This is a genomic window from Legionella gresilensis (assembly GCF_900639865.1).
Lineage (GTDB): Bacteria > Pseudomonadota > Gammaproteobacteria > Legionellales > Legionellaceae > Legionella_C > Legionella_C gresilensis.
In genome coordinates this window covers 30,900-52,508 of record NZ_CAAAHX010000013.1, presented here as the reverse complement: position 1 = coordinate 52,508, position 21,609 = coordinate 30,900, and the positions used below count along the sequence as shown (strand labels likewise).

Sequence of the window (21,609 nt, the reverse complement as noted above, 5' to 3'; positions counted from 1 at the left end):
TTGCTATACTACTGATGTTAAGTGTTTAATAGGGAAATTTAAATGCCTAAGTATATTTACAAATTTATTTTATTGCTTACTCTTCTACCAATGCTATCCTTTGCTGATAATGCCAACGTTTTAGCCTGGACCAAACAAACTCTTTTAAACACATTATCTCTTAACTATAAAACAATGGATAATCAGTTAAATTCAGTAAAATCACATTATACGCCAGAGGCTTGGCAGAATTTAAATAGTTTTCTGGGCGATAAGATTAATACAATCAGAGATAATCAACTTACTCTTCATCCCAGTGCAGTTAATACAAAACAATTTATAGCTCAGCAAGGTTTTGAAAATGTCGTTTTTTGGCGGGTGAACCAAGGTTTTAATATTCCTGAGCTAAAAACAACTATTTATTTTTCTGTGGTTGTTATTCCTGCTAAAAATCCACCTTATTTAATTCAAAGTCTTAATGTTACTAAATTAGATGATTAGCTTTATTTAAAAAACTGCATGTATTGCTAATTTTAAAAATTTATTAAACAATTCTTACTGATATAAAATTTGGTATTGAGAATACAAAAGAATAAGCCACTAGGTACTGTTAAACGCTTTTTGAGAGACGTTGATAAAGTAATTTTAATGAGGATTGTTTTATTCTTTATTTCTTATCCTAGTAGTACTCTATAGGAAAGCCTGTTATTTAATTTTGACCTCAAACTTTCTCGTTTGCCATTTTAAAATATTAATGAATCATTTTAGTATAGGGATATCTATGAAAAAAAATTACCCTTGGTTAATTATATCAGCTAGCCTAATAACTGGAAGTGTCACTGCAGGAACCATGGGCCCTGTCTTGCAACCTTCTCCTTGGCGCTGGATAGGTACATTAAGTGTAGGTCCTGTTTGGAACGATGATGTAAGTGCGCAAACTTTTTACTTAACCCCTGAAATTATAAAAACCTATACGGCAAATAAAACCAATTCCACGTTAGTTAATGGGGAAGTTTTTCTTGGTATCCAACACGCCTGGTCGCCAAGCTTCTATAGTCAATGGGGCTTAGCTGTGGCAGCAACTAACAATGTAAAATTGTCAGGTCATATTTGGGATGATGCCGACCCGCAATTTAATAATTTCACCTATCGCTATAAAATTCAACATACTTACGTGGGGTTTAAAGGCAAGTTCTTAGCTGATATGGGTTATTGGTTGATACCTTGGATCAGTGGGAGTCTAGGCGCAGGTTTTAACTACGCACACGATTTTAACAATACGCCTTTGATTTTTGAAGCACTGCCTAATTCCAATTTCACTTCTCATACGGAAACGACTTTTTCCTACACGGTAGGCGCTGGTGTACAAATGACCTTAAATCCTAATTGGCAAATCGGCGTGGGCTATGAGTTTGCTGACTGGGGTAAAAGCCATTTAGGACGCGCTACCGGACAAACTAACCATTGGGGCTTAGAGCAAAATCACCTCTACACAAACGGTGTTTTATTCAATCTTACTTATTTAGCCTAAAAAAGACACGCTAATAAAAGGGCATTATAATGAAAAAGGATTTAATGAAGAGACTAATTATTAGTAGCTGGTTGTTGTTGGCTATGGCCTTTGTTCAGGCAGGAACGCCTTTATGGACGTTCACGCCTCTAACACCAACTAAAATCACAGTTCCGGTGTCGAGTACTGCTACTGTGCAATATCAAGTGACTAATCAATCAAAACGCGTTCATACGCTGGTCATGACGCCTATTCCAGGCATTACCCAAGTCACTACAGCGGGTCATTGTCCTCTTGTCTTCGTGTTAGGCTATCAACAGTCCTGTCTTTTAACGCTATTTATCGAAAGCAGTAGTTTAAGCGGCAATGTTATTGGCGGCCCGGTGGTGTGCGATCAGGCCAATCCCCTACAGTGTTATCGGCCGAGTCAGGCTAATAGCTTAAAAATTACGAAAGGCCGAGCGGTGTCTTTCACGGTAGGTGGTCGAACTTTCGGCCTTTTAGGCACATTAGTATTAGTGAATAATGGTAGTGAAGCATTAACGTTGAATGCAGATGGAACCTTTACCTTTCCAACTGCCTTGCCACCTGGCAGTACTTATTCGATTACCGTTCAAAACCAGCCTGCTACCCAAACGTGTACCGTTAGTAATGGCAGTGGCACAATAGCCAATGCCAATATACGCAATATCAGAGTCAATTGTTCAACGAATGCCCGCACGATAAGCGGTACTGTGACAGGACTTGCACCCTCTGAATCAGTAGTGCTGCAAAATAATGGTGGCAATAACTTAACAGTTAACAGCAATGGTACTTTTACGTTTTCTGCACCCGTGGCACAAGGCGCACCTTATAATGTCACTATTTTAACCCAACCCACTACGCAAACATGTACGGTAACCAATGGCAGTGGTACAGCAGGTGCTACAAACATTAACAATGTTCAAGTCACCTGCGCAACTAATGCTTATACGGTGGGTGGAAACGTCTCAGGTTTAACAGGCACCGTGGTTCTACAAAATAATGGAACTGATAATCTAACACTCACAAGCGATGGGTCGTTTACCTTTCCCACGCCTGTAGCCCAAGGAGCAACTTATCAAGTCACAATCTTAACCCAACCGGCTAGTCAAAACTGTACCGTTAGCAATGGCAGCGGTATTATGGGTGGTGCTAATGTCACTAATGTGGCGGTAAATTGTGCTGATAATACGACTAATTTAACTATTAGTACAAGTAATTTGGTTTTGAGTGTAACAGGATTGATTGAATATGGTATGCCAGGAAACCCTAATTCTGGGGTCGCACGAACCATTACTATTACTAACACAGGCAGTTTGCCAGCATTTAATTTAGTTGTTTCTTCGGCAGACTTGCCTACTGGCACCACCAGTAGCTCAGATTGTCCGACCACATTAGCTGCCGGTGCTAGTTGTACCATTACCGTTACCCCAGGCAATACAGCGAGTTCCGACGGTACTAATCCATGCTCTACTGGAACCCAGGCTTCCCCAAGTTTTATTCAAGTATTTGGTAGTAATACAAATCAGGTTGGCGCCAGTGTCTATGTATTAAGCTATGGTTGTTTTTATCAGGGTGGCTATGTGTATGCTCTTAATGATCTTACGCCAGCCAATACAAGTATAGGTGGAAAATTAGCAGCACTCAGCGATCAATTCCCACTTCCTCAGGTGTTCTGGAGCACCGATAATAGTAGTCCGCCTAACGTAGCCTATGATCGTATTTTTGGTATTTCAGAAACCTCAACCACGGCTTCGCCTAATCCTAGTAGTGGTCAAGTAACTGGACAAATAGCCTGTGATGGCGCTATTGATGGCGCTTGTAATACGAATAACATTTATGTCTATTATCAAACTGCCGCCACCGGTGCGCCAATCAATCTATCTACTTACGCCGCTGGAATTTGTAAACAAAATATCAATGGACTTAACGATTGGTATTTACCTGCCATTTGTGAGCTTGGCTATGAGGGTACTAGCAGTGCTAGTATTGCCATTAACTGCGGTACAATGTCTGAACCTTCTTTACAAAATATACAATCCAGTCTTATAGACTTCGGCAATCTTATTTCGCTCACAGGTACCTATTGGAGTTCAACTGAGCTCGCAAGCGATCCAGTGAACGGTGCTTGGCTCCAAGTTCTCTCTCCTTTAAACTCAGGACAGATCCCAAGCGATAAAGGACAGCTCACAGGAGTGCTTTGTACTCGAATTTTTTAGGCACTTAGCTTTTTTCTCTTGCAAGGCCACTTTAAGTGGCCTTAGTTTAAACACCTAAGAAAAGGGCACTAAGATTATTAGTTTTAGAAAAACTATTATAAAAATGATACAATCTCAACCTATTTGCTTTGAGTTATCACTATGCGCATCTTCACTAATATAATTCTTACTCTATTTCTCTTAATAGCTACGTTTAATGTAAGTTATGCCGAAAATAAACTACAAGAAATCGAACAAACTATTAGCGACTCAGTGATAACCACGAAAATCACTGCAAAATTCACTAAAGATAAAGATTTAAATCCGCTTAAAATTTCTGTATCAACAGAAGATGGCGTGGTTACTTTAAAAGGGTATGTTAAAAACAATGAAGCGTTTATCAAAGCATTACGATTAGTCAATACAACCAAGGGGGTCAAATCCATTGACGTAGAAGATTTAGTCATTAAGCAAGTTAATACGGCCTTAACCGACACTTATATTACAGCTAAAGTTGAAGCAGCCGTTCTTAAAGCAAAAGTATTAGATGATGATTCTATTCCTTTGGTAGGTATTAACGCTAGGACTATAAATGGCGTGGTTACCTTAAGCGGACAAGTGAAGGATAGGAAATCGATTGTAGCGATCATTAAACGTGCCACTGCGGTTCGCGGTGTTAAAAAAGTTATTTCGCATTTAGAAGTCGGTAAAGAATCATCATAACATTTAATTATTAGTCTTCTTCAAAAGGATATTGTTTCATGACTACCTTAACTCGCTTTAAGTTTTTTCTTTGGTATTTCGGGCGCTTTCAAGTGCCCTTAATTGGTTATTTAAAACCTAAGATTATTGAAATTAATGATAGAAATCTAATTATTCAATTACCTTTAAGGCGACGTAGTAAAAATCATTTAAATTCCATGTATTTTGGTGCTCTTGCTGTTGGTGCTGATTTAGCAGGTGGATTATATGGCTTTTACTATGCTAACCAAATGAAGAAAAAAATATCCCTTGTATTTAAGTCATTTCAAGCTCAATTTATCAAGCGGCCAGAATCAGCTGTTTATTTTGTTTGTCAGATGGGTAATAGTGTTAGAGAAATGCTTATAGAATCAGAACAAACTAAAGAGCGAATTAATAAAATTATTGAAGTCCAAGCTTATACACATTATCTTAATGCCGCTGAACTAGTAGCAACTTTTAAGCTTGAATTATCAATAAAAGTACTTAAAGTGTAAAATTATCTCTTGACAATCTAGCCATATGACAAAGTTAAAAACATTCTATAACTTACCTATGTTTGCTTTTATTTTCTTAGTTATAATCACTTATATCTTGCTTTTTTATTTCCTATCTAAGCTAGATTTAAGGTTAGATTTTGTCTCTTTCTATGCTTCAGCGCTCGCTTATAATAATCACTCTAATCCTTATACTGCTTTAAGTGCCACTTTTTTATCCACTAATGAAAAACTACCTATTAATTTAAACCCTCCCTTTTTCATGGAATTTATTAGGCCATTGGCACTTCTTAATTATAAAGACGCAGTTATACTTTGGTCAGTAAGCATATTCATATTAGGATTAATAGGTGCCTACTTTTCCTTTAAGCTAACGCTTAAGCCTGTTTTTTTTCGAAAACATTGGTTTTATTGTTTAATGATGTACCTCGCATTTTATCCAACAATAATGTCTATTAATCTCGCACAAATAGGTGGTCTCCTATTATTTTTTATAATTATTGGATATTTTTTTTACCGCAAAAACAATAATTTTTATGCCGGTATTTTATGGGGGATTATTATCTCACTTAAACTATTTCCTGCTTTATTATTTATTTTTGCCTGGAAAGAGAAGCGCTATCAAGTTGTAGTTATCATGATTATAACCTGTCTTATTGCCCATTTAATTCCTATTTTTACCTATGGAATCAATATATATTCTCTTTATTTTTCTTTATTACGACGAGTACTTTGGTATAGTGATTCTTGGAATGCCTCTATCTATGGTTTTTTATTTCGCTTTCTAGTAGACCCCTATAGTAGAAATCCGGATTTGTGGCTAGTTCAGTTAATTTATTATATTACTTTTATTAGCGGCTTAATTTGGTATATTAAAAGGCTTAATTATCTAGATTTAGATAGAAATAATCACCGCTCATTTTGCTTAACTTTAGTTGTCATGCTAGTTTTAAGCCCTCTAGGTTGGCTTTATTATTTTCCTCTTTTGATAATGCCGCTTGTTGATTTATATGAATCTAGCGAGCAAGGACCTCCTATTACGCTTGATATGAGTCTATGGATAATTAGTTTTCTTTTTGTTAATTTTCCTATAGGTTATCTTGCTGCTCATCAAATGCCCCCTGATATCTTCTATAAGTTAACCTGCTTTTCTGTTTATTTTTATGGCTTATTGATAATGGCCTATCTTTTGAGCAAGCCCAAAGTTAGGCATGTAGCGTCTAATTTAGAGTCCAATATTATGGGAAAGAATTATTTACTATTTCCTGCTATGCTTATCTTATCTTTTGGATTATTTATTCCATTACTAGTTTTTGTTACACATTTACCTTAAATATGCTTCTTAAGATAAATTTCTGCGATAAAAATAATGAGCTTTTAAAAAGCCATAATTTGACAAGAATAAATCTTAAGATTAACGTTAATAAAATGAGTAAGGGAATTGTTTAAAGCAGCTATGATTGATTTAACAATTTATACCCAACCTGATGACGAAACATGCGGTCCTACAAGCTTACATGCAATTTATAGTTATTATAATTTAGATCTCTCCTTAGATCAGATAATTAGTACCGTTGAACGCGCCATTTCAGGAGGCACTTTAGCATCCATGCTAGGAAAGCATGCTTTGCTACAAGGATTTAGTGCGATTTTATACGTTAATAACCTTAATGTTTTTGATCCAACATGGTTTGAAAACAATGGGATGAGCTGTCCTGAGCTATTGGCACGGAAAATTAAAACTCAGATGAAATATAAAAGAACAAAACGCTTTCTGCAAGCTAGTCATTCCTATTTAGATTATATGGCTTTAGGAGGCGAAATACGCTTTAAAACCTTAAATATTCAACTACTAAAAGAATACTTTAACCAACAAATTCCCATCTTAACAGGCTTAAGTGCAACCTATTTATATCGAAGTGCACGAGAAATTTATAACAAAGCAGGCCAGGGACTATATGATGATATTCGCGGAAAACCTTCTGGGCACTTTGTTGTTCTATGCGGCTATGATGAATCACAAAAATTAATTATTGTTGCCGATCCCCATCGAGAAAATCCCCTGTCACAAGATAATTATTATAAAGTAAATAGTAATCGATTAATTAATGCCATCATGTTAGGTGTTTTAACTTATGATGCTAACTTACTAATCATACAACCTAAGGAGGCGCTGGATGCAAACTATAGTCGTAACTGATGAACCTCCCAGTTGGGAATTTTTAAGCCACTTGGCGCCAATTGTTCACGCCAGAGATTACCTGTCTAAAGAAGAATATACCCAAACTAAAGCTATACGTGTAATTAATCTTTGCCAATCTTATCACCATCAAAGCATTGGCTACTATGTTTCGCTTTTAGCACATGCACGCGACCATAAAGCAATTCCATCGGTAGATAGTATTCAGGATGTACTAAGTACTAGTTTATCTAAGTTAATTTCCCAAGAAATTGACGATGAAATAGAACATAGCTTACATGATATTAAAACGGATGAGTTCGTATTTAGCCTTTATTTTGGGCAAAATATGGCTAAACGCCATGCTTTACTGGCCAAAAAACTACATGGTCTTTTCCCTCTTCCTTTACTTCGTTTTACCCTTGAACGAAAGAAACAATGGCGAATTAAGAATTTACAAGCCTTATCAATTGCAGATATACCTCCTCATCATATGTCTTTTTTAAAGGAAGCAGCAGATAGTTATTTATCTAAAAAACGTTTTCACCAATGGCGTAAAAAACAACGTTATCATGATTTAGCTATTTTAATTGATCCTACTGAACTCAATGCCCCTTCGAATAAAAAAGCATTAGAATTTTTTGCCCATACGGGTGAGGAAATGGGTTTAAATGTCGACTTTATAGAAAAAAGCGATAGTAAGTCGATTGCGGAGTATGATGCCTTATTTATCCGAGCTACTACCGCAGTCAACCATTATACTTATCGTATGGCGCGTTATGCTCATCAACAAAATATGGTGGTTATTGATGACCCGCAATCTATTGTTAAATGCAGTAATAAGGTGTATTTAGCGGAATTAATGCGTAGCCATCAAATTTTAACGCCAGAAACACTTTTTTTAAGTAAATATGATAAAGATGTTCCTGAAATTAATTTTCCTTGTGTATTAAAAAAACCAGATGGGGCTTTTTCACATGGGGTAATTAAAATTGAAGATAGTAAATCACTGCAAAAATCTCTATCCCAATTTTTTAAAACCTCTGATCTCGTCTTAATTCAGCCCTTTATTCCTACCGAATTTGATTGGCGTATTGGCATATTAGATAACCGACCTATATTTGCTTGTCGCTACTATATGGCTAAGAACCATTGGCAAATTTATAATTGGGAAGAAGCTACGCAGGAAACACGGGAAGGTAAAATTGAATCCTTTCCTATCCACGAAGTACCCGAAGCTATTATTAAGACCGCTTTAAAAGTAACGCGCTTAATTGGTGATGGTTTATATGGCGTCGATATGAAAAGTTATAATGGCAAACATTATGTCATTGAAGTGAATGATAATCCCAATATTGACTATGGATGGGAAGATAAAATACTGGGCGAAGCCCTTTATCAGCAAATTATGAATGTTTTTCTTCAACGAATTCGCAGGAAGCATGGTTATGTCTAATTATTCTATTTTTTCTGTCATTGGTATTGAAATTGAATATATGTTAGTTGACAAAACCTCGCTAAATATTCAGCCAAAAAGTGATCTTATTTTGCAAGAACTTGCTGGTGAAATAGTCAATGAAGTAGGCTTAGGCGAAATTGCGGTTAGTAATGAATTGGTTTTACATGTTCTTGAATTAAAAAATAATGGCCCTCGCCCTATATCTGAACCGCTAGAGACTTATTTTCAAAAGACAGTTGAAAAGCTAAGCAAACTATTAGACAAATACAATCTTCAGTTGCTGCCTACAGGTGCCCATCCATGGATGAATCCTTTTAAAGAAACTAAACGCTGGCCACATGATAAAAAAGAACTTTATCAACAATTCGATAATATCTTTAATTGCGAAGGCCATGGCTGGTCAAATTTACAAAGTATGCATCTTAACTTACCTTTTGCTAATGATGCCGAATTTAATCAGCTACATAATGCAATTCGTATACTATTACCCTTATTACCTGCCTTAGCAGCAAGCTCGCCTTTCCTTGAAGGTGGCATAACTAATATTTTAGATACAAGACTGGATTTTTACGGTAAAAATCAACTTAAAATTCCTGCGATAAGTGGCAGTATTATTCCAGAGTTTATAAGTTCGGAAGCAGATTACCAGCGAAAAGTGTTACAGCCAATGTATAAAGCTATTAGCCCTTTTGATCCTGAAGGGATTCTCCAATATGAGTGGCTAAACTCCCGGGCGGCAATTCCCAAATTTAATTATAAAGCGATTGAAATTCGTATCTTAGATACTCAGGAATGTGTTAAAGCTGATATTGCTATTGCCAAGGCAATTTTTTATATAGTTAAAAACTGGATTGAAAACTCAAATTATTTTTTAGAAAATCCTTACCCTACACAACAATTAAGAGCCCTTTTTGACCAAACCAAAGTGAATGGTTTGGCAGTACCGATCAATGATCAAGAACTAGTAAAACAATGGCAGTTAAAACGTCCTGTTAAAAATTGCAATGAAGCATGGTCTCAACTTATTGAACAAGTTAGCCATCATTTAGATGATACAAGTCAACGTGTCTTAGAGTATATTTTAAGTCAAGGGAATTTAAGTGAGCGTTTATTAAAGGCTAGCGGTCCAAATGTTGATAAGAATATTTTATCAAGTATTTATCGCCAGCTTGGCCATTGTTTGTTAACAAATCAACAATTTAATCCAACGTGAAACAAATAAAAGTTATTTTAAGCTGCGAACATGCAGTCAATACGATACCATCAGCGTTCAAGCATTATTTTAGAAATCATCAACTACTATTAAATACCCATAGAGGACTAGATATTGGCGCTTTAGCTATCGCTAAACACTTAAGTCAAGTATTTAACTATCCTTTAGTCTCGGCTACCGTAAGTCGCTTATTGATTGACTGTAATCGTAGCCTTAAACATAAAACCTGTTTTTCTGAGATATCACAACAATTTTCACCTCAGGAAAAAGAGTATTTAGTACAAAATTATTACTTACCTTTTCGGCAAGCAGCTGAAAAGATCATCCAAGATGCCATTGTTGAAGGGTATCAAGTCTGGCATTTATCTATTCACAGTTTTACACCAAGTTTAAGTGGCGTAACTAGAACGACTGATATCGGGTTTCTTTATGATCCAAAGCGGCCTACTGAGCAAAAGCTTGCTCGACTATGGCAGCAAATATTAAAACAGAATCATCAACATTTGCGAGTACGACTAAACTACCCTTATCGAGGTACCAGCGACGGCTTTACTACTAGCCTAAGAAAAAAATATGCAGCCGAAGATTATTTAGGCGTTGAATTAGAATGTAAACAAAGTTTAACTGAGAAACCACATTCATTGGCAGCGCTCAATACAAACTTAGTTGACTCTTTAACATTGCTACTTAAGGAGTTAGACATTCTAGATATTCGTATATAAATTTAATTATTAGACTTCTCTGTATTCATTTCTTTAAACCCATTGCTCGTAGAAGTGCTCTAGTTAATTCCCGAAAAGTCTGACGCACAATTTGCCGAAATAAGCTACTTTTACCAAGCGTCGTTATGATAGATAGCTCGTCTTTTTCTTGATTGTTTTTATTTATTTTACCAGGTTCTGGATGCCTTTTATTGGCTAACACTTCTGCTGCTGATTTCTCAGTTATAATCTGACTATAATAAGCTAATAATTCAGATTTCATAATAATTGAATTAGCTTCTTGATTGGTTAAAGAACCCATACGTGATTCCGGCGGGCGCATCATACAGTGCACAACAGGTGTTGGCTGGCCACGGTCATCAAGTGCGGTTACTAATGCCTCACCTATCCCTAGTGAAGTTAGTAAATTTTCAATATTATAATAATTTGAAGGTGGAAAATTCTGAGCGACTAATTTTATTGCTTGCCTATCCTTTGCTGTAAATGCCCGTAAAGAATGTTGAATTTTTAAACCGAGCTGGCTTAGTATACTGGCAGGAATGTCACTAGGTGTTTGGGTGCAAAAAATAATACCTACTCCTTTGGAGCGAATTAACTTGACAGTTGTTTCTAAAAGTTGCAATAAGGTTTGACTGGCTTGGTTAAAAATTAAATGCGCCTCATCAATAAATAACACCAATTTTGGCTTAGGTGGATCGCCTATTTCAGGTAATTTTTGATAAACATCGGTTAAAAGTTTAATCATAAATGTTGAAAATAGCTTAGGATTCTCTTGCATAGTCATTAAACGTAAAATAGAAATAATACCTTCCCCTTGCGCGTTAATGCGAAGTAAATCGTTTATTTTGAAAGCAGGCTTGGAAAAAAATTCCTTGATACCCTGCGTCTCCAAATCAATAATTTTACGTAAAATAATATTAATGGATGTACTAGCAACATTGCCAAATTGAGCTTTAAAGTCAGCTTTTCCTTCTTCTGTTTGAATAAAATTCAAAATAGCTTTGAAATCATTTAAAGTGATGAGTGGTAAATTGTTTACTTTCGCATATTCAAAAATAACAGTAATAATACTGGCTTGTGTTTCATTAAGTTCTAAAAGACGTGCGAATAAAAGTGCACCAAAATCGATTAATGTCGTACGTAGTTGAACACCTGTAAGCTTCTCACTTAAAGTAAATAACTCAACAGGATAAGCTTTTGGTATAAAGGATATATTTAATAACTGGCTAAGACTTTTTAAAAAATCATTGGGGATAGCGGGCATAGCTAATCCTGATACATCCCCCTTAATATCCATGACCAGTGAAGGAATACCTGCTTGTGATAATTGCTCACATAATACTTGCATTGTTTTTGTTTTACCTGTGCCTGTCGCACCAGCGATTAGCCCATGACGATTAAAATTTTTAAAAAGTAGATTGACTGAGGCATTAGGAACAATCTTGTTATCAATTAAAATATTACCTAAGCTGAAAGAAAAAGTTGGGCGAGCTTGATAAGGCACTGATAGTTCAGATGTTGATGACTTATTCATTTATTATTTTTAAGCAATTTACTTCAGGCTATAATATACTTTTTCTTTTGCAAAAGAAGAGATTTGTACATTAAAAGCCGAAGTTATTTCTTGTATTTAGTTCCTTTAAGTCAAACCAAGGCAGGTTCTCATTAGGGATATGTTTTAATTCATTTAATAAGAATTTGCTAAAAGGATGAGGACGATGCTCGCTATCAGAATCATTTAAAAAGTTACTAATGAGTTCAATAGCATCAGCATTATTTGTCATAGCTTGTAGTTCATCGTTTAAAGCAAGCACAGTTTGTTGATCCATTTCATTTTGAGACCAATTACCAAAAAAGCTACTAGAATACATATCTCTGTTATCCTGATATGTAACAACTGCTCTCACAACAGCATCTTTTATTGCAGTTAATATCGATTCATCAACGATAGCTTCATCCAATTCTTCTTTGGAATCATCTTTTAAAGATAAATTTATTGCCTCTTGTAATTGAGCTTCATCGTTTAATGTTTCTATAGCTTCCTTTTGCTGATAAGGTGGATCCTCGTCAACTATGGGTAGGGTATATCTGGTTAGAGAATTAGCAGGTATTTTTTTAACAGAAGGCCGATCATAATAATTAGGATCATCAAGCGATCCTGAAGAAATTGGCTCTATGGGATCATTAGAGTAACTATCCATTTTATCTTCATTGTTTCTATGTAATGGTAATTCACTTGCTTTAAATGATATAGGTCGTGGATAAATTAATGGTGTAATAGGTAAATGAAGAGTATCTAATAAATCTGCTCTTTCAGCTGCGACAAGGTCAAGCAAATAATTTAGCTTGCTTATATATAATTGTTCTCTAAGCTTACTATTTTCATTATTTGGATTAATCTTTGTCTCTCTATCAAATGCGGTTTGAGAAGCAATATACTTTAGTGATTGATAAAGATCGCTCGTTTCATCTTTAATAGTTTCTAAAGTAGCTAAATAACTGTACGGATCTGAAAATAATTCAGGATCTAATACTTCAAACAGCCTAGAGCCGCAGTAACTATAGAATATTTCTTCTTTATTTTTGAGCTTTTCATCTAATTTAGAGAATCTACTAGTCAAACTAACTTGGCTAACTAGCGAATTTCGTCGCATCATTTTCTGCCATTTTTTTAGTCTCGTTTGTTGCATTTCTGGCGTAAGTGGTAATTCCGGAAGTAAATCAAGTGGTATGGGTTTAGGAGCTACATCTTTAAAAGGATTATTCTCGCCTTTTAAGATTTCAGGAGGAACACGAACAGCATCACCATTAGCAATTAATTGGCTTACTTCAAATTGTCCTGAAGTATGAGATTGATGCCAGTTTGTCTTATAGAGCACTCCATTGTCTAAATAAAACCCATGATTTGCTTCTGCTAATGGATAAACTTCAATTTCCTGAGGTGATGGCTTAAATTCTAATTTAGCATTCGTTACCCAAGATCCCTTATTAACGGGCATCCATTTTGCCCATCTAGTATCTGCAGTAGCAATTTCTGCTAAACATGAGTTATCGGCTTGAATATTAAAGCGCACCCAAAGTTTTTGTTTATCGCACCAAAAAGGACCTAAGAACATAGCAAAAGCCAAAATAGCTAACTTAGGTCTATCATAACATATTTTTGCAAATTATTAAACAAAAAGGCCATTAAAAACCCAATATGTACTTCAATTTGTTACTGGCAATCAGGGCACAAACCATAAATATTTAAGGCATGATCAGTCATTTTAAATTTAGCTTTTTCAGCAATTAATTGTTGTCTTTGCTCAATGACCTCATCAATAAATTCTTCGACCTTGCCACATTTAACACAAACAAGATGATCATGATGTTCACCTTGAGATAATTCAAAAACTGAATAACCGCCTTCAAAATTATGGCGCGAAACTAAACCGGCTGCTTCAAATTGAGTTAAAACCCGGTATACAGTTGCTAATCCTACATCTTCTCCCATATCTAATAGTTTTTTATAAACAGCCTCAGCACTTAGATGATGATCCGTAGATTGTTCCAAAATCTGTAATACTTTTAATCTTGGTATAGTAATTTTTAAACCGGCGTCTTTTAATTGCTGACTTTCTTCCACAAATACTCCTAAAACAGTAATGATGCTTAAAGCGGGTGTTTTTTCTAAAGATAGCATGATATTATGGCGAAATTTTTAATTGTGGGCAAAAAAATGAGATTTACACCACGTATCTTACTGATTGCTTTAGTATTAACATTAACACAATGCATGTCCTATGACTTTGCTAGACGTGTCGTCCAGCAAGGAAATTTGCTACCTCAAGATAAAGTTGCACGCTTACACGTTGGCATGAGTAAAGAAGATGTAGCTATTTTAATGGGAACCAGCCTTTTAAGCCCTACTTTCAATAATGATCGTTGGGACTATGCTTATACTTGGCAACGTGGTAATAGTATAAGAGAGGTTCGTAATATTGTATTATATTTTAGACACGATAGGTTAACTCGAATTGAACATATGCCTTAAATTGTAATATTAGTTCCTCTTAGCTCGCAAACGCCGTTTTTCTTTAGGATCACTAACTAGCGGGCGATAAATTTCAATTCGATCGCCTGTTTTTAAAGGTGTTGTCCGCTCTACACGTTTCGAAAAGATACCAATAGGTAACTTTTGTATATCTGGGCAAAGAATAAATATTCCAGATTCATTAAGTGCATCTTCTACAGTCGCACCTTCAGGTAGCGTACAATGTAAATGTGTCATTACCTGCTCGTCGCTAATATAAATGACTTCAACGTCGACCATAAATAGACTCAGCACGTTCACAAAAAGCATCGACCATTTTATCAGTAACCTGCTCAAATACAGATCCTAATAAGTACGCAAACATTCTACCTGCAAATTCAAACTCTAAATCAAAACCGATTTGGCAACCTTGTGGTACTTCATCAAAGCGCCAAAAACCTTCTAAATGTTTAAACGGACCGTCAACCAAGCGTATTTCAATCATTTTATTGAGCTGTTGAAGGTTTCTAGTAGTAAATGATTTACTTATACCAGCCGCAGTGATAACTAAGGTCGCTTGAATCTCATCCTCATCACGATAATTTACTCTACTTTCAGAGCAATACGGGAGGAATTCATGATAACGCTCAACATCGTTAACTAAATTAAACATTTGCTCGCAAGAAAAGGGTACAACTCGCAATTTTTTAACCATTGTCATATCCAGTTAAGCTCCTTTAAATTGCGTCGATAACCAACTGGCAATATCGATAATTTCTGAAGGGCAAATGGCATGCTCCATAGGATATTGTCGCCAAGTAATATTATTAAATTCATTCGCTATCAACCATTCTTTTGTTTGCTTTGACCAGTCTGGTAAGACAATTGGATCATAAAGTCCAGACGCTAAAAAAATGGGTGTATTCTTATCTAAGATAGGTTTCGATTCAAGAGCAAGTGGCAAATAAGCAGATAGCGCAATGACGCCTGCTAGAGGAAGGTCATAGTGAAGAGCACTGTATAAGGCCATTGCCCCACCTTGTGAAAAACCAGCTAGTACGATTTGTGAGGTCTCATAACCAGCACTTACCTGTTGTTCAATCACTTCTTTAATATAATTAAAAGAATGTAAAATGCCTGCTCTATCTTCTCTATCAGTTAAATTTAAGCCAACAATATCATACCAAGCACGCATAGGCATGCCAGCGTTTAACGTAACGGGTCGAATAGGGGCATCTAAACAAAGATGTTCTACAGCTAATTCAACGATAGGATACTCAGCAGCTAAACCTGCCATATCTGAGCCATCAGCCCCAAGCCCATGCATCCAAATAACACAGCCCTGAGAGCGTTTAATATCTTCAGAATTAAAATTACTCACTTAAACTCCAAACTAAATTATTAACACTATCCTTACCTATCTTAAGCATTTTATTAGCAGCTTACTTTTTAGAGGAGTGTTGAACTAAACCTGGTAGTTTAAGCGATTTTGCTTATTAAAGCACCTAGTGAGTTTAATTTAATCATTTAATAATAAGAATTAAATTTTTAATTTTCTCTTATTTATGAATAAGTAAGCTATGTTTTAAACAAACCATCCAAAAAGGTACTTCTCTTATCAATCAGAATAATTTATAATTAGTTAGTATATTTTTTGTTCTAAATTAATTTTAAGGTAGTAAGGATTTCTTTTTATGCGTCAAGAGGTTGAAAAATTTAAAAGCCGTTATATTAATCTCCCTATATTCAAAGACCTTATTAGTAAGGGCAAAGAGCTTAATGATGATCAGTGGACACACTTACATGATCGCGTTAAAGCATTGGGCATAAAAAAATTACAGGCTTCTCGTCTAATTCAACTATTAAGCGAAGTTCTTGATACTAACTTTAGTACTGTTAACGCTGGCCTACAAAGAAAAAATACAGATAGAGCTTGCAAACGCATTGTGTCAGACGATGAACCTGCTCCTTCAACTAAAAAAAGAGCTATGGAAAGAGAATATAAGGACACAGAAGCGAATCAGGATCCTCAACGACAACTTATTATGGATGTTATAGATGCTAATAACATAACACCTCTAAAGAAAAAGAAATTAGAAAAATATAATGTAAGAATTACCTCTCTCACAGAAAGTTCTCCTGTGAAAGGTTATGAAGGGGTACCTACGGTACGTACCCCTGGTAAATCTACTGCTTATCAAGTATATGCAGCAGAAACAACAATAGAAGATATATCTGGCAAAATATCTGAGCGCCGTTACAAATTTTTTAAAAAAACTACGCCAGAAAAAAATAAGTTAAATCCCGGTCGAGCCAGGATAAAAGACCTATCAATTGAGGAAATCAGAGAGGAAATACCACAGTTGGTCTCTAAAAAAATTCCGCCGCAAGAGTATACTGTTAAATTCCAAGATATTTTGAAAGCGCATGTTAAAAAGAGACGTTTTGGCCAAAATAGTTTAACTGGTGCATCATGTCGTGAAGTATTTGCTGCCTATGGAGCGGACACTATTATTAAGCCTAAGGGAAGTGATTATCATTGGAGCCACATTAGAGGCCTTTGCCTAGGTGGTCAACATTCTGCCGACCATTTATTTCCAGCTACAGCCGCTTCTAACTATAGTACTTTATTAGTTGTTGAAAATTTCATTATTGAAAAACTAAGTGAAGAAAGAGAATTTCCCATAGAGCAAATTAATATCAAAGTAACACCCGTTTATAGTCAAAATTCAGAAATCCTCATACCAGAAGTGATAAATTTTGAATTAACCTGGGAAGAGCTTAACAGTGATCTAGAGGTAGTTTCAAAAAAAGAAATAATTACTATTAGTACACGCTCGGAGTTAAAACTCACTCAAGGTGCTCGAGCTGCTATTAACTCTATGAGGGTAGGGGCAAGCGATGAAGTTGAAACTAAAGAACAATTAACTGAGATTCCAAGGCGACACCAATAGCTATCTAATGCACTATTTTTTATAATGAAATAACAAATTAGCTAATTTTCTCATTATCATGAAATTTATATCAGCATTATTTATTTTAATTACAGTTATTAACCTTTCTTCCTGCGGTCAAAAAGGGCCTCTTTATTTACCCCCTCCTCCTAATCAACAAAAACCTGTATCCTAGTTATTTTGATTGAAAATAATATGCCACTTCACTTTACTAAAATGCATGGTTTAGGTAATGATTTTATTGTTATCGATGCTTTAAGACAAAAAATTGATTTAAGTAAGCTGAACATACCTAGCTTGGCCAATCGTCATACTGGTATAGGCTTTGATCAATGCTTAATAGTTGAAGCCAGTCAAGATGATAAAATTGATTTCTTCTATCGAATCTTTAATGCTGATGGGCAAGAAGTTGGTCAGTGTGGTAATGGTGCACGTTGCTTAGCGCGCTTTGTAAAACATTATGGGTTAACGACAAAAACACAAATTCGCATTGCTACCAAAACAACTAATATGTCTTTACAAATTAACTCAGATAATACCGTAACTGTTGATGTTGGCCAGCCTCTTTTTGAACCCAACCGTATTCCATTGAAAGCTTTAAAGCAAATGCCTCTTTATTGCTTACCCTTAAAAAATGGCAAAAGCCATGAAGTACATGCTTTAAGCGTAGGGAACCCGCATGCTATTACCGTCGTTGATGATTTAATTCAGACACCGGTAGCAAAGTTAGGTAAAGAAATTAGTGAGCATCCCCTTTTTCCAGAACAAACAAACGCTGGATTTATGAAAATTATAAACGAACATCAAATTGCACTGCGTGTTTATGAAAGAGGTTGTGGTGAAACGCAAGCTTGTGGCAGCGGCGCACTTGCAGCAGCTATAGCAGCGCAATTATTTCATCATTTAAAAAGCCCTATTGAAGTTGTTCTTCTAGGAGGGAATTTACTTGTTGAATGGTCAGGCTTATCAACCTCTGCTTTTTTAACAGGGCCTGCAACCTTTGTTTATGAGGGAAGATTATGCGAATAGTGATTCTCGGAGCAGGCCAAGTGGGCGGCACTTTAGCCCGTAATCTTGCTCGTGAAGAAAACGATATTACTTTGATTGATTTAGATGAAAGTAAACTGCGTGATTTAGGTCATCGTCTAGATATTCAAACAGTGCATGGTTCTGGTTCTCATCCAAGTGTTCTTATAGAAGCAGGTATAGAACAAGCAGACATGCTAATTGCTGTAACTAATAGTGATGAAATTAATATGATGGGCTGCCAAATAGCCTATAGTTTATTTCGCACGCCTATGAAAATAGCGCGTATTCGTTCTCAACACTACTACAATTATCCTGAGCTTTTTCATAAAGATCATGTGCCAGTTGATGTGTGTATCAGCCCTGAAAAATTGATTACCGAACATATCCAAAATCTTATTGACTACCCTGGCGCTACCCAAGTTTTTGAGTTTGGAGATGGTTTATTATTAATGGTAACGATTAAGCTCGCCGCAGACAGTACGATGGTAGACCAAAAGCTTTCCGCATTGCATCAAAAGCTTACTCAAATTGATTTTCGTATTATCACTATTTTTCGTAACAATACTGCCATTGCTCCTAATCGGGACACAAAACTACAAGTAGATGATTTAATCTTATTTATTGCGCCGCCCCAAGCAATTCAACATATTATGATTGTTTTAGGCTGCTACGCACCTCCTAATCGGCGTATTATAATCGCTGGTGGTGGCCATATAGGTTCGCAGCTTGCTCAAACATTAGAGTCAAGTTACCGTATTAAAGTTATCGATCATAACAGCAATCGTACAATGGATTTGGCTTCCCAATTAAATAGAGGAACAGTTTTACAAGGCGATATTGCTGACTGTGATTTATTGATTAATGAAAATATTGAATTTACGGATGTCTTTTGTGCTGTTACTGATGATGATGAAGCTAATATTATGTCTTGTTTACAAGCCAAGCGTTTAGGTGTGCGCCAAGCCATGGCACTGGTTAATCGCCATGCTTATGTAGAATTAATTAAAGACAGCGCTATAGATCAAGCCATTTCGCCTCAACTTATTACAATAGGCTGCATATTAGCAAAATTACGAGGTGGTCATATGGTTAAAGTGCATAGACTGCAAAACGGCGAAGCTGAAGCAATTGAACTAATTACTCATGGTGATCACTATACATCACATGTTGTAGGCCGCAGACTAGATGAAATTGAGATACCGCCAAGCTGTATTATCGCCGCCATTATTCGTGATAATAAGCCTCTTTTAGCATCGCCTGAATTAATCATTGAGTCAGATGATCATGTTATTTTACTTTTATTGAAACGGCGCTACATACGTCAACTGGAAACACTTTTTCAAGTCACTTTAACCTTCATGAATTAATTAATAGACTTTTTATTCAAAAATAAGTCACTATAATGAGGCCGTCACCATTAATATTTTACTGTATCAAATTTTATCATGCAAATTAAAACTATCTTTCGTTTATTAGGTTTGCTTTTAATGATGTTTAGCATCAGTATGTTGACCCCATTATTATTTAATTTTATTTTTCACGAGCATTTCTGGTTTCCCTTTATTGCAGCTTTTACCTGCACGTTTAGTATTGGTGCCTTTTTTGCTCTGTTATTTAGGCATGAAAATCATGAATTAAAAATACGTGATGGCTTTTTAATTGTCGTATTATTTTGGTTCGTATTATGTTTTTTTGCCTCCCTTCCTTTTGTCATTGCACTTAATGGGCATCATATTACAGATGCAGTTTTTGAATCTGTATCAGGCTTTACAACCACAGGCGCCAGTATTATTACGCATTTAGAAGGCTTACCCAATGCACTTTTATTTTATAGACAACAATTGCAATTTTTAGGAGGTATGGGAATTGTTGTTTTAGCAGTAGCGATTTTACCTATGTTAGGTGTCGGCGGTATGCAACTTTATAAAGCTGAAACACCAGGTCCACTTAAAGACAGCAAACTTACACCGCGCATTGCCCAAACTGCCAAAGCTTTATGGTCCATTTATGTACTTTTAACTTTATTATGTATGTTATGTTATTGGGCAGCCGGCATGGATTGGTTTGATGCGCTGGGTGAGAGTTTCGCTACAGTATCTACGGGTGGATTTTCTATGCATGATGCTAGTTTCGCTTACTATCATAATGAGGGTATAGAGTTAGTTGCTTGCTTTTTTATGTTATTAGGGGGCACGAATTTTGCTCTTCACTTCACGGCCTTTAGAAAAAGAACTTTATCCCATTATTGGCAGGATGAAGAATTTCGTTCTTATTTAGCTTTTTTGTTAATAGCAACTTTAATTGTTACCTTAAGCCTCGTTTTCTATGGTTTTTTTAATGCTAGTCATCATACCTTAATTAAAAGTCTTTTTAATATTATTTCGCTTGCCACAACGACCGGTTTTCTCTCTGAACCTTTTGGATATTGGCCAACTTTTGTGCCTTTGCTTATTATTTTACTTGCCCTAGTTGGTGGTTGTGCTGCTTCGACCAGTGGCGGAATTAAGGTAATTCGTGCTTTACTTTTATTTAAACAAAGTAAGCGAGAAATGGCCCGGTTAATTCACCCTAATGCGGTTTTTACGATTAAGTTTGGTAAACATGCTTTATCCGAATCAGTGTTACAATCGATGTGGGGCTTTATTTCAGTTTTTATTGCTCTATTTTGGACTTTAGTTCTGCTATTGATGGCCTTTAATAATGACTTTACGACTGCTTTTTCTGCTGTTATCGCAAGCCTAGCAAATGCGGGAGCGGGTATTGGAGCAATTAGCTCCAACTTTGCTGCTTTGAATGTGCCTAGTAAGTGGGTTTTGATTTTTGCTATGTTAGCGGGTAGATTAGAAATATTCTCCTTACTTATTTTATTTTCTCGTCATTTTTGGGAAAAATAATTATTCTAGAATTATTACAAATTTTGAAAAAATGTCCCATTTACTTTAATTTTCTAGATAATTTGTCATTAAATCCTTCTAGGATTACTTAATTTGGTTGTATATAAAATATTTAATTAAAATAAATATCGCCTGAATTTACAACCTTATCTAGACAAAAATAAACAAAATGATATAAAAGCAAATTTATTGTTTTAAATA

Annotated in this window: 22 protein-coding genes; 16 read left to right on the top strand and 6 right to left on the bottom strand. The window is 35.7% G+C overall.

Annotated elements, in window-relative coordinates; translation table 11 throughout:
- Positions 1-42: 42 nt before the first annotated feature.
- The 10 genes from E1P04_RS14280 to E1P04_RS14235 all read left to right on the top strand — a co-directional run bounded on the left by E1P04_RS14280 (position 43) and on the right by E1P04_RS14235 (position 10,519).
- Positions 43-480 carry a DotI/IcmL/TraM family protein gene (locus E1P04_RS14280; protein ID WP_131783577.1) on the top strand — a complete coding sequence of 146 codons (438 nt, stop codon included), beginning with the start codon at positions 43-45 and terminating at the stop codon, positions 478-480.
- Positions 481-760: 280 nt separating this feature from the next.
- Complete coding sequence (locus tag E1P04_RS14275; RefSeq protein ID WP_131783576.1) at positions 761-1,510, top strand: outer membrane protein; 750 nt, start codon at positions 761-763, stop codon at positions 1,508-1,510.
- A gap of 44 nt (positions 1,511-1,554) precedes the next feature.
- Positions 1,555-3,729, top strand: coding sequence for a hypothetical protein (locus E1P04_RS14270; protein ID WP_131783575.1), 2,175 nt, complete (start codon positions 1,555-1,557; stop codon positions 3,727-3,729).
- Positions 3,730-3,870: 141 nt separating this feature from the next.
- Entirely contained in the window at positions 3,871-4,431 is a 561-nt protein-coding gene (locus E1P04_RS14265; protein ID WP_131783574.1) for a BON domain-containing protein, read from the top strand.
- 38 nt (positions 4,432-4,469) lie between these two features.
- Entirely contained in the window at positions 4,470-4,946 is a 477-nt protein-coding gene (locus E1P04_RS14260; protein WP_131783573.1) for a DUF4442 domain-containing protein, read from the top strand.
- 25 nt (positions 4,947-4,971) lie between these two features.
- Positions 4,972-6,279 (top strand): glycosyltransferase family 87 protein, encoded by a 1,308-nt coding sequence (locus E1P04_RS14255; protein ID WP_131783572.1) that lies wholly within the window; start codon positions 4,972-4,974, stop codon positions 6,277-6,279.
- Positions 6,280-6,402: 123 nt separating this feature from the next.
- Positions 6,403-7,146 (top strand): C39 family peptidase, encoded by a 744-nt coding sequence (locus E1P04_RS14250; protein WP_131783571.1) that lies wholly within the window; start codon positions 6,403-6,405, stop codon positions 7,144-7,146.
- Positions 7,124-8,581, top strand: a complete 1,458-nt coding sequence (locus E1P04_RS14245) for a RimK family protein (RefSeq protein WP_131783570.1) — start codon at positions 7,124-7,126, stop codon at positions 8,579-8,581. Before E1P04_RS14250 ends, E1P04_RS14245 begins: the two co-directional genes overlap by 23 nt.
- Positions 8,574-9,797, top strand: coding sequence for a glutamate-cysteine ligase family protein (locus E1P04_RS14240; RefSeq protein ID WP_165482796.1), 1,224 nt, complete (start codon positions 8,574-8,576; stop codon positions 9,795-9,797). Before E1P04_RS14245 ends, E1P04_RS14240 begins: the two co-directional genes overlap by 8 nt.
- Positions 9,794-10,519 (top strand): N-formylglutamate amidohydrolase, encoded by a 726-nt coding sequence (locus E1P04_RS14235; protein WP_131783568.1) that lies wholly within the window; start codon positions 9,794-9,796, stop codon positions 10,517-10,519. Before E1P04_RS14240 ends, E1P04_RS14235 begins: the two co-directional genes overlap by 4 nt.
- A gap of 25 nt (positions 10,520-10,544) precedes the next feature.
- On the opposite strand, the gene E1P04_RS14230 is transcribed toward E1P04_RS14235, so the two are convergent.
- The 3 genes from E1P04_RS14230 to fur all read right to left on the bottom strand — a co-directional run bounded on the left by E1P04_RS14230 (position 10,545) and on the right by fur (position 14,144).
- A complete protein-coding gene (locus E1P04_RS14230; RefSeq protein WP_131783567.1) occupies positions 10,545-12,053 on the bottom strand; it encodes a helicase HerA-like domain-containing protein in 1,509 nt (502 codons plus the stop codon).
- A 70-nt stretch (positions 12,054-12,123) separates the two neighbouring features.
- Entirely contained in the window at positions 12,124-13,635 is a 1,512-nt protein-coding gene (locus E1P04_RS14225) for a hypothetical protein (RefSeq protein ID WP_131783566.1), read from the bottom strand.
- Positions 13,636-13,733: 98 nt separating this feature from the next.
- The gene (gene fur / locus E1P04_RS14220) at positions 13,734-14,144 is read right to left on the bottom strand and encodes a ferric iron uptake transcriptional regulator (protein WP_131783618.1); all 411 of its coding nucleotides are present in this window, start codon (positions 14,142-14,144) and stop codon (positions 13,734-13,736) included.
- 63 nt (positions 14,145-14,207) lie between these two features.
- Between fur and E1P04_RS14215 the strand changes: the two genes are divergently transcribed.
- Positions 14,208-14,552 (top strand): outer membrane protein assembly factor BamE, encoded by a 345-nt coding sequence (locus tag E1P04_RS14215; RefSeq protein ID WP_131783565.1) that lies wholly within the window; start codon positions 14,208-14,210, stop codon positions 14,550-14,552.
- Between the two features lie 9 nt (positions 14,553-14,561).
- On the opposite strand, the gene E1P04_RS14210 is transcribed toward E1P04_RS14215, so the two are convergent.
- The 3 genes from E1P04_RS14210 to E1P04_RS14200 are packed head-to-tail and all read right to left on the bottom strand — an operon-like array spanning position 14,562 to position 15,912.
- A complete protein-coding gene (locus tag E1P04_RS14210; protein ID WP_131783564.1) occupies positions 14,562-14,831 on the bottom strand; it encodes an RnfH family protein in 270 nt (89 codons plus the stop codon).
- Complete coding sequence (locus E1P04_RS14205; protein WP_131783563.1) at positions 14,818-15,252, bottom strand: type II toxin-antitoxin system RatA family toxin; 435 nt, start codon at positions 15,250-15,252, stop codon at positions 14,818-14,820. The genes E1P04_RS14210 and E1P04_RS14205 overlap by 14 nt, the downstream gene beginning before the upstream one ends.
- Positions 15,253-15,258: 6 nt before the next feature.
- Positions 15,259-15,912, bottom strand: coding sequence for an alpha/beta hydrolase (locus tag E1P04_RS14200; RefSeq protein WP_131783562.1), 654 nt, complete (start codon positions 15,910-15,912; stop codon positions 15,259-15,261).
- A gap of 313 nt (positions 15,913-16,225) precedes the next feature.
- Here E1P04_RS14200 and E1P04_RS14195 point away from each other — a divergent pair, with 313 nt between their 5' ends.
- From E1P04_RS14195 to E1P04_RS14175, 5 genes are all read left to right on the top strand, one after another.
- Positions 16,226-17,485 carry a DNA/RNA non-specific endonuclease gene (locus E1P04_RS14195; RefSeq protein WP_131783561.1) on the top strand — a complete coding sequence of 420 codons (1,260 nt, stop codon included), beginning with the start codon at positions 16,226-16,228 and terminating at the stop codon, positions 17,483-17,485.
- A gap of 58 nt (positions 17,486-17,543) precedes the next feature.
- Positions 17,544-17,660, top strand: coding sequence for an LPS translocon maturation chaperone LptM (gene lptM, locus E1P04_RS14190; RefSeq protein WP_131783560.1), 117 nt, complete (start codon positions 17,544-17,546; stop codon positions 17,658-17,660).
- A gap of 20 nt (positions 17,661-17,680) precedes the next feature.
- A complete protein-coding gene (dapF, locus tag E1P04_RS14185) occupies positions 17,681-18,514 on the top strand; it encodes a diaminopimelate epimerase (protein ID WP_131783559.1) in 834 nt (277 codons plus the stop codon).
- Positions 18,505-19,881, top strand: a complete 1,377-nt coding sequence (gene trkA, locus E1P04_RS14180) for a Trk system potassium transporter TrkA (protein ID WP_131783558.1) — start codon at positions 18,505-18,507, stop codon at positions 19,879-19,881. Before dapF ends, trkA begins: the two co-directional genes overlap by 10 nt.
- 120 nt (positions 19,882-20,001) lie before the next feature.
- Positions 20,002-21,408 carry a TrkH family potassium uptake protein gene (locus E1P04_RS14175; RefSeq protein WP_242604473.1) on the top strand — a complete coding sequence of 469 codons (1,407 nt, stop codon included), beginning with the start codon at positions 20,002-20,004 and terminating at the stop codon, positions 21,406-21,408.
- The last annotated feature ends 201 nt before the right edge of the window (positions 21,409-21,609 follow it).

Excerpts from the sequence above, each read along its gene's own strand:
- E1P04_RS14225 (WP_131783566.1), bottom strand. The coding sequence starts at position 13,635 with ATGTTCTTAGGTCCTTTTTGGTGCGATAAACAAAAACTTTGGGTGCGC.
- E1P04_RS14175 (WP_242604473.1), top strand. The coding sequence starts at position 20,002 with ATGATGTTTAGCATCAGTATGTTGACCCCATTATTATTTAATTTTATT.
- E1P04_RS14275 (WP_131783576.1), top strand. The coding sequence starts at position 761 with ATGAAAAAAAATTACCCTTGGTTAATTATATCAGCTAGCCTAATAACT.
- E1P04_RS14230 (WP_131783567.1), bottom strand. The coding sequence starts at position 12,053 with ATGAATAAGTCATCAACATCTGAACTATCAGTGCCTTATCAAGCTCGC.
- E1P04_RS14205 (WP_131783563.1), bottom strand. The coding sequence starts at position 15,252 with ATGACAATGGTTAAAAAATTGCGAGTTGTACCCTTTTCTTGCGAGCAA.
- E1P04_RS14280 (WP_131783577.1), top strand. The coding sequence starts at position 43 with ATGCCTAAGTATATTTACAAATTTATTTTATTGCTTACTCTTCTACCA.
- E1P04_RS14250 (WP_131783571.1), top strand. The coding sequence starts at position 6,403 with ATGATTGATTTAACAATTTATACCCAACCTGATGACGAAACATGCGGT.
- E1P04_RS14255 (WP_131783572.1), top strand. The coding sequence starts at position 4,972 with ATGACAAAGTTAAAAACATTCTATAACTTACCTATGTTTGCTTTTATT.
- E1P04_RS14270 (WP_131783575.1), top strand. The coding sequence starts at position 1,555 with ATGAAGAGACTAATTATTAGTAGCTGGTTGTTGTTGGCTATGGCCTTT.
- dapF (WP_131783559.1), top strand. The coding sequence starts at position 17,681 with ATGCCACTTCACTTTACTAAAATGCATGGTTTAGGTAATGATTTTATT.
- trkA (WP_131783558.1), top strand. The coding sequence starts at position 18,505 with ATGCGAATAGTGATTCTCGGAGCAGGCCAAGTGGGCGGCACTTTAGCC.
- lptM (WP_131783560.1), top strand. The coding sequence starts at position 17,544 with ATGAAATTTATATCAGCATTATTTATTTTAATTACAGTTATTAACCTT.
- E1P04_RS14245 (WP_131783570.1), top strand. The coding sequence starts at position 7,124 with ATGCAAACTATAGTCGTAACTGATGAACCTCCCAGTTGGGAATTTTTA.
- E1P04_RS14195 (WP_131783561.1), top strand. The coding sequence starts at position 16,226 with ATGCGTCAAGAGGTTGAAAAATTTAAAAGCCGTTATATTAATCTCCCT.
- E1P04_RS14265 (WP_131783574.1), top strand. The coding sequence starts at position 3,871 with ATGCGCATCTTCACTAATATAATTCTTACTCTATTTCTCTTAATAGCT.
- E1P04_RS14210 (WP_131783564.1), bottom strand. The coding sequence starts at position 14,831 with ATGGTCGACGTTGAAGTCATTTATATTAGCGACGAGCAGGTAATGACA.
- E1P04_RS14215 (WP_131783565.1), top strand. The coding sequence starts at position 14,208 with ATGGCGAAATTTTTAATTGTGGGCAAAAAAATGAGATTTACACCACGT.
- E1P04_RS14240 (WP_165482796.1), top strand. The coding sequence starts at position 8,574 with ATGTCTAATTATTCTATTTTTTCTGTCATTGGTATTGAAATTGAATAT.
- E1P04_RS14260 (WP_131783573.1), top strand. The coding sequence starts at position 4,470 with ATGACTACCTTAACTCGCTTTAAGTTTTTTCTTTGGTATTTCGGGCGC.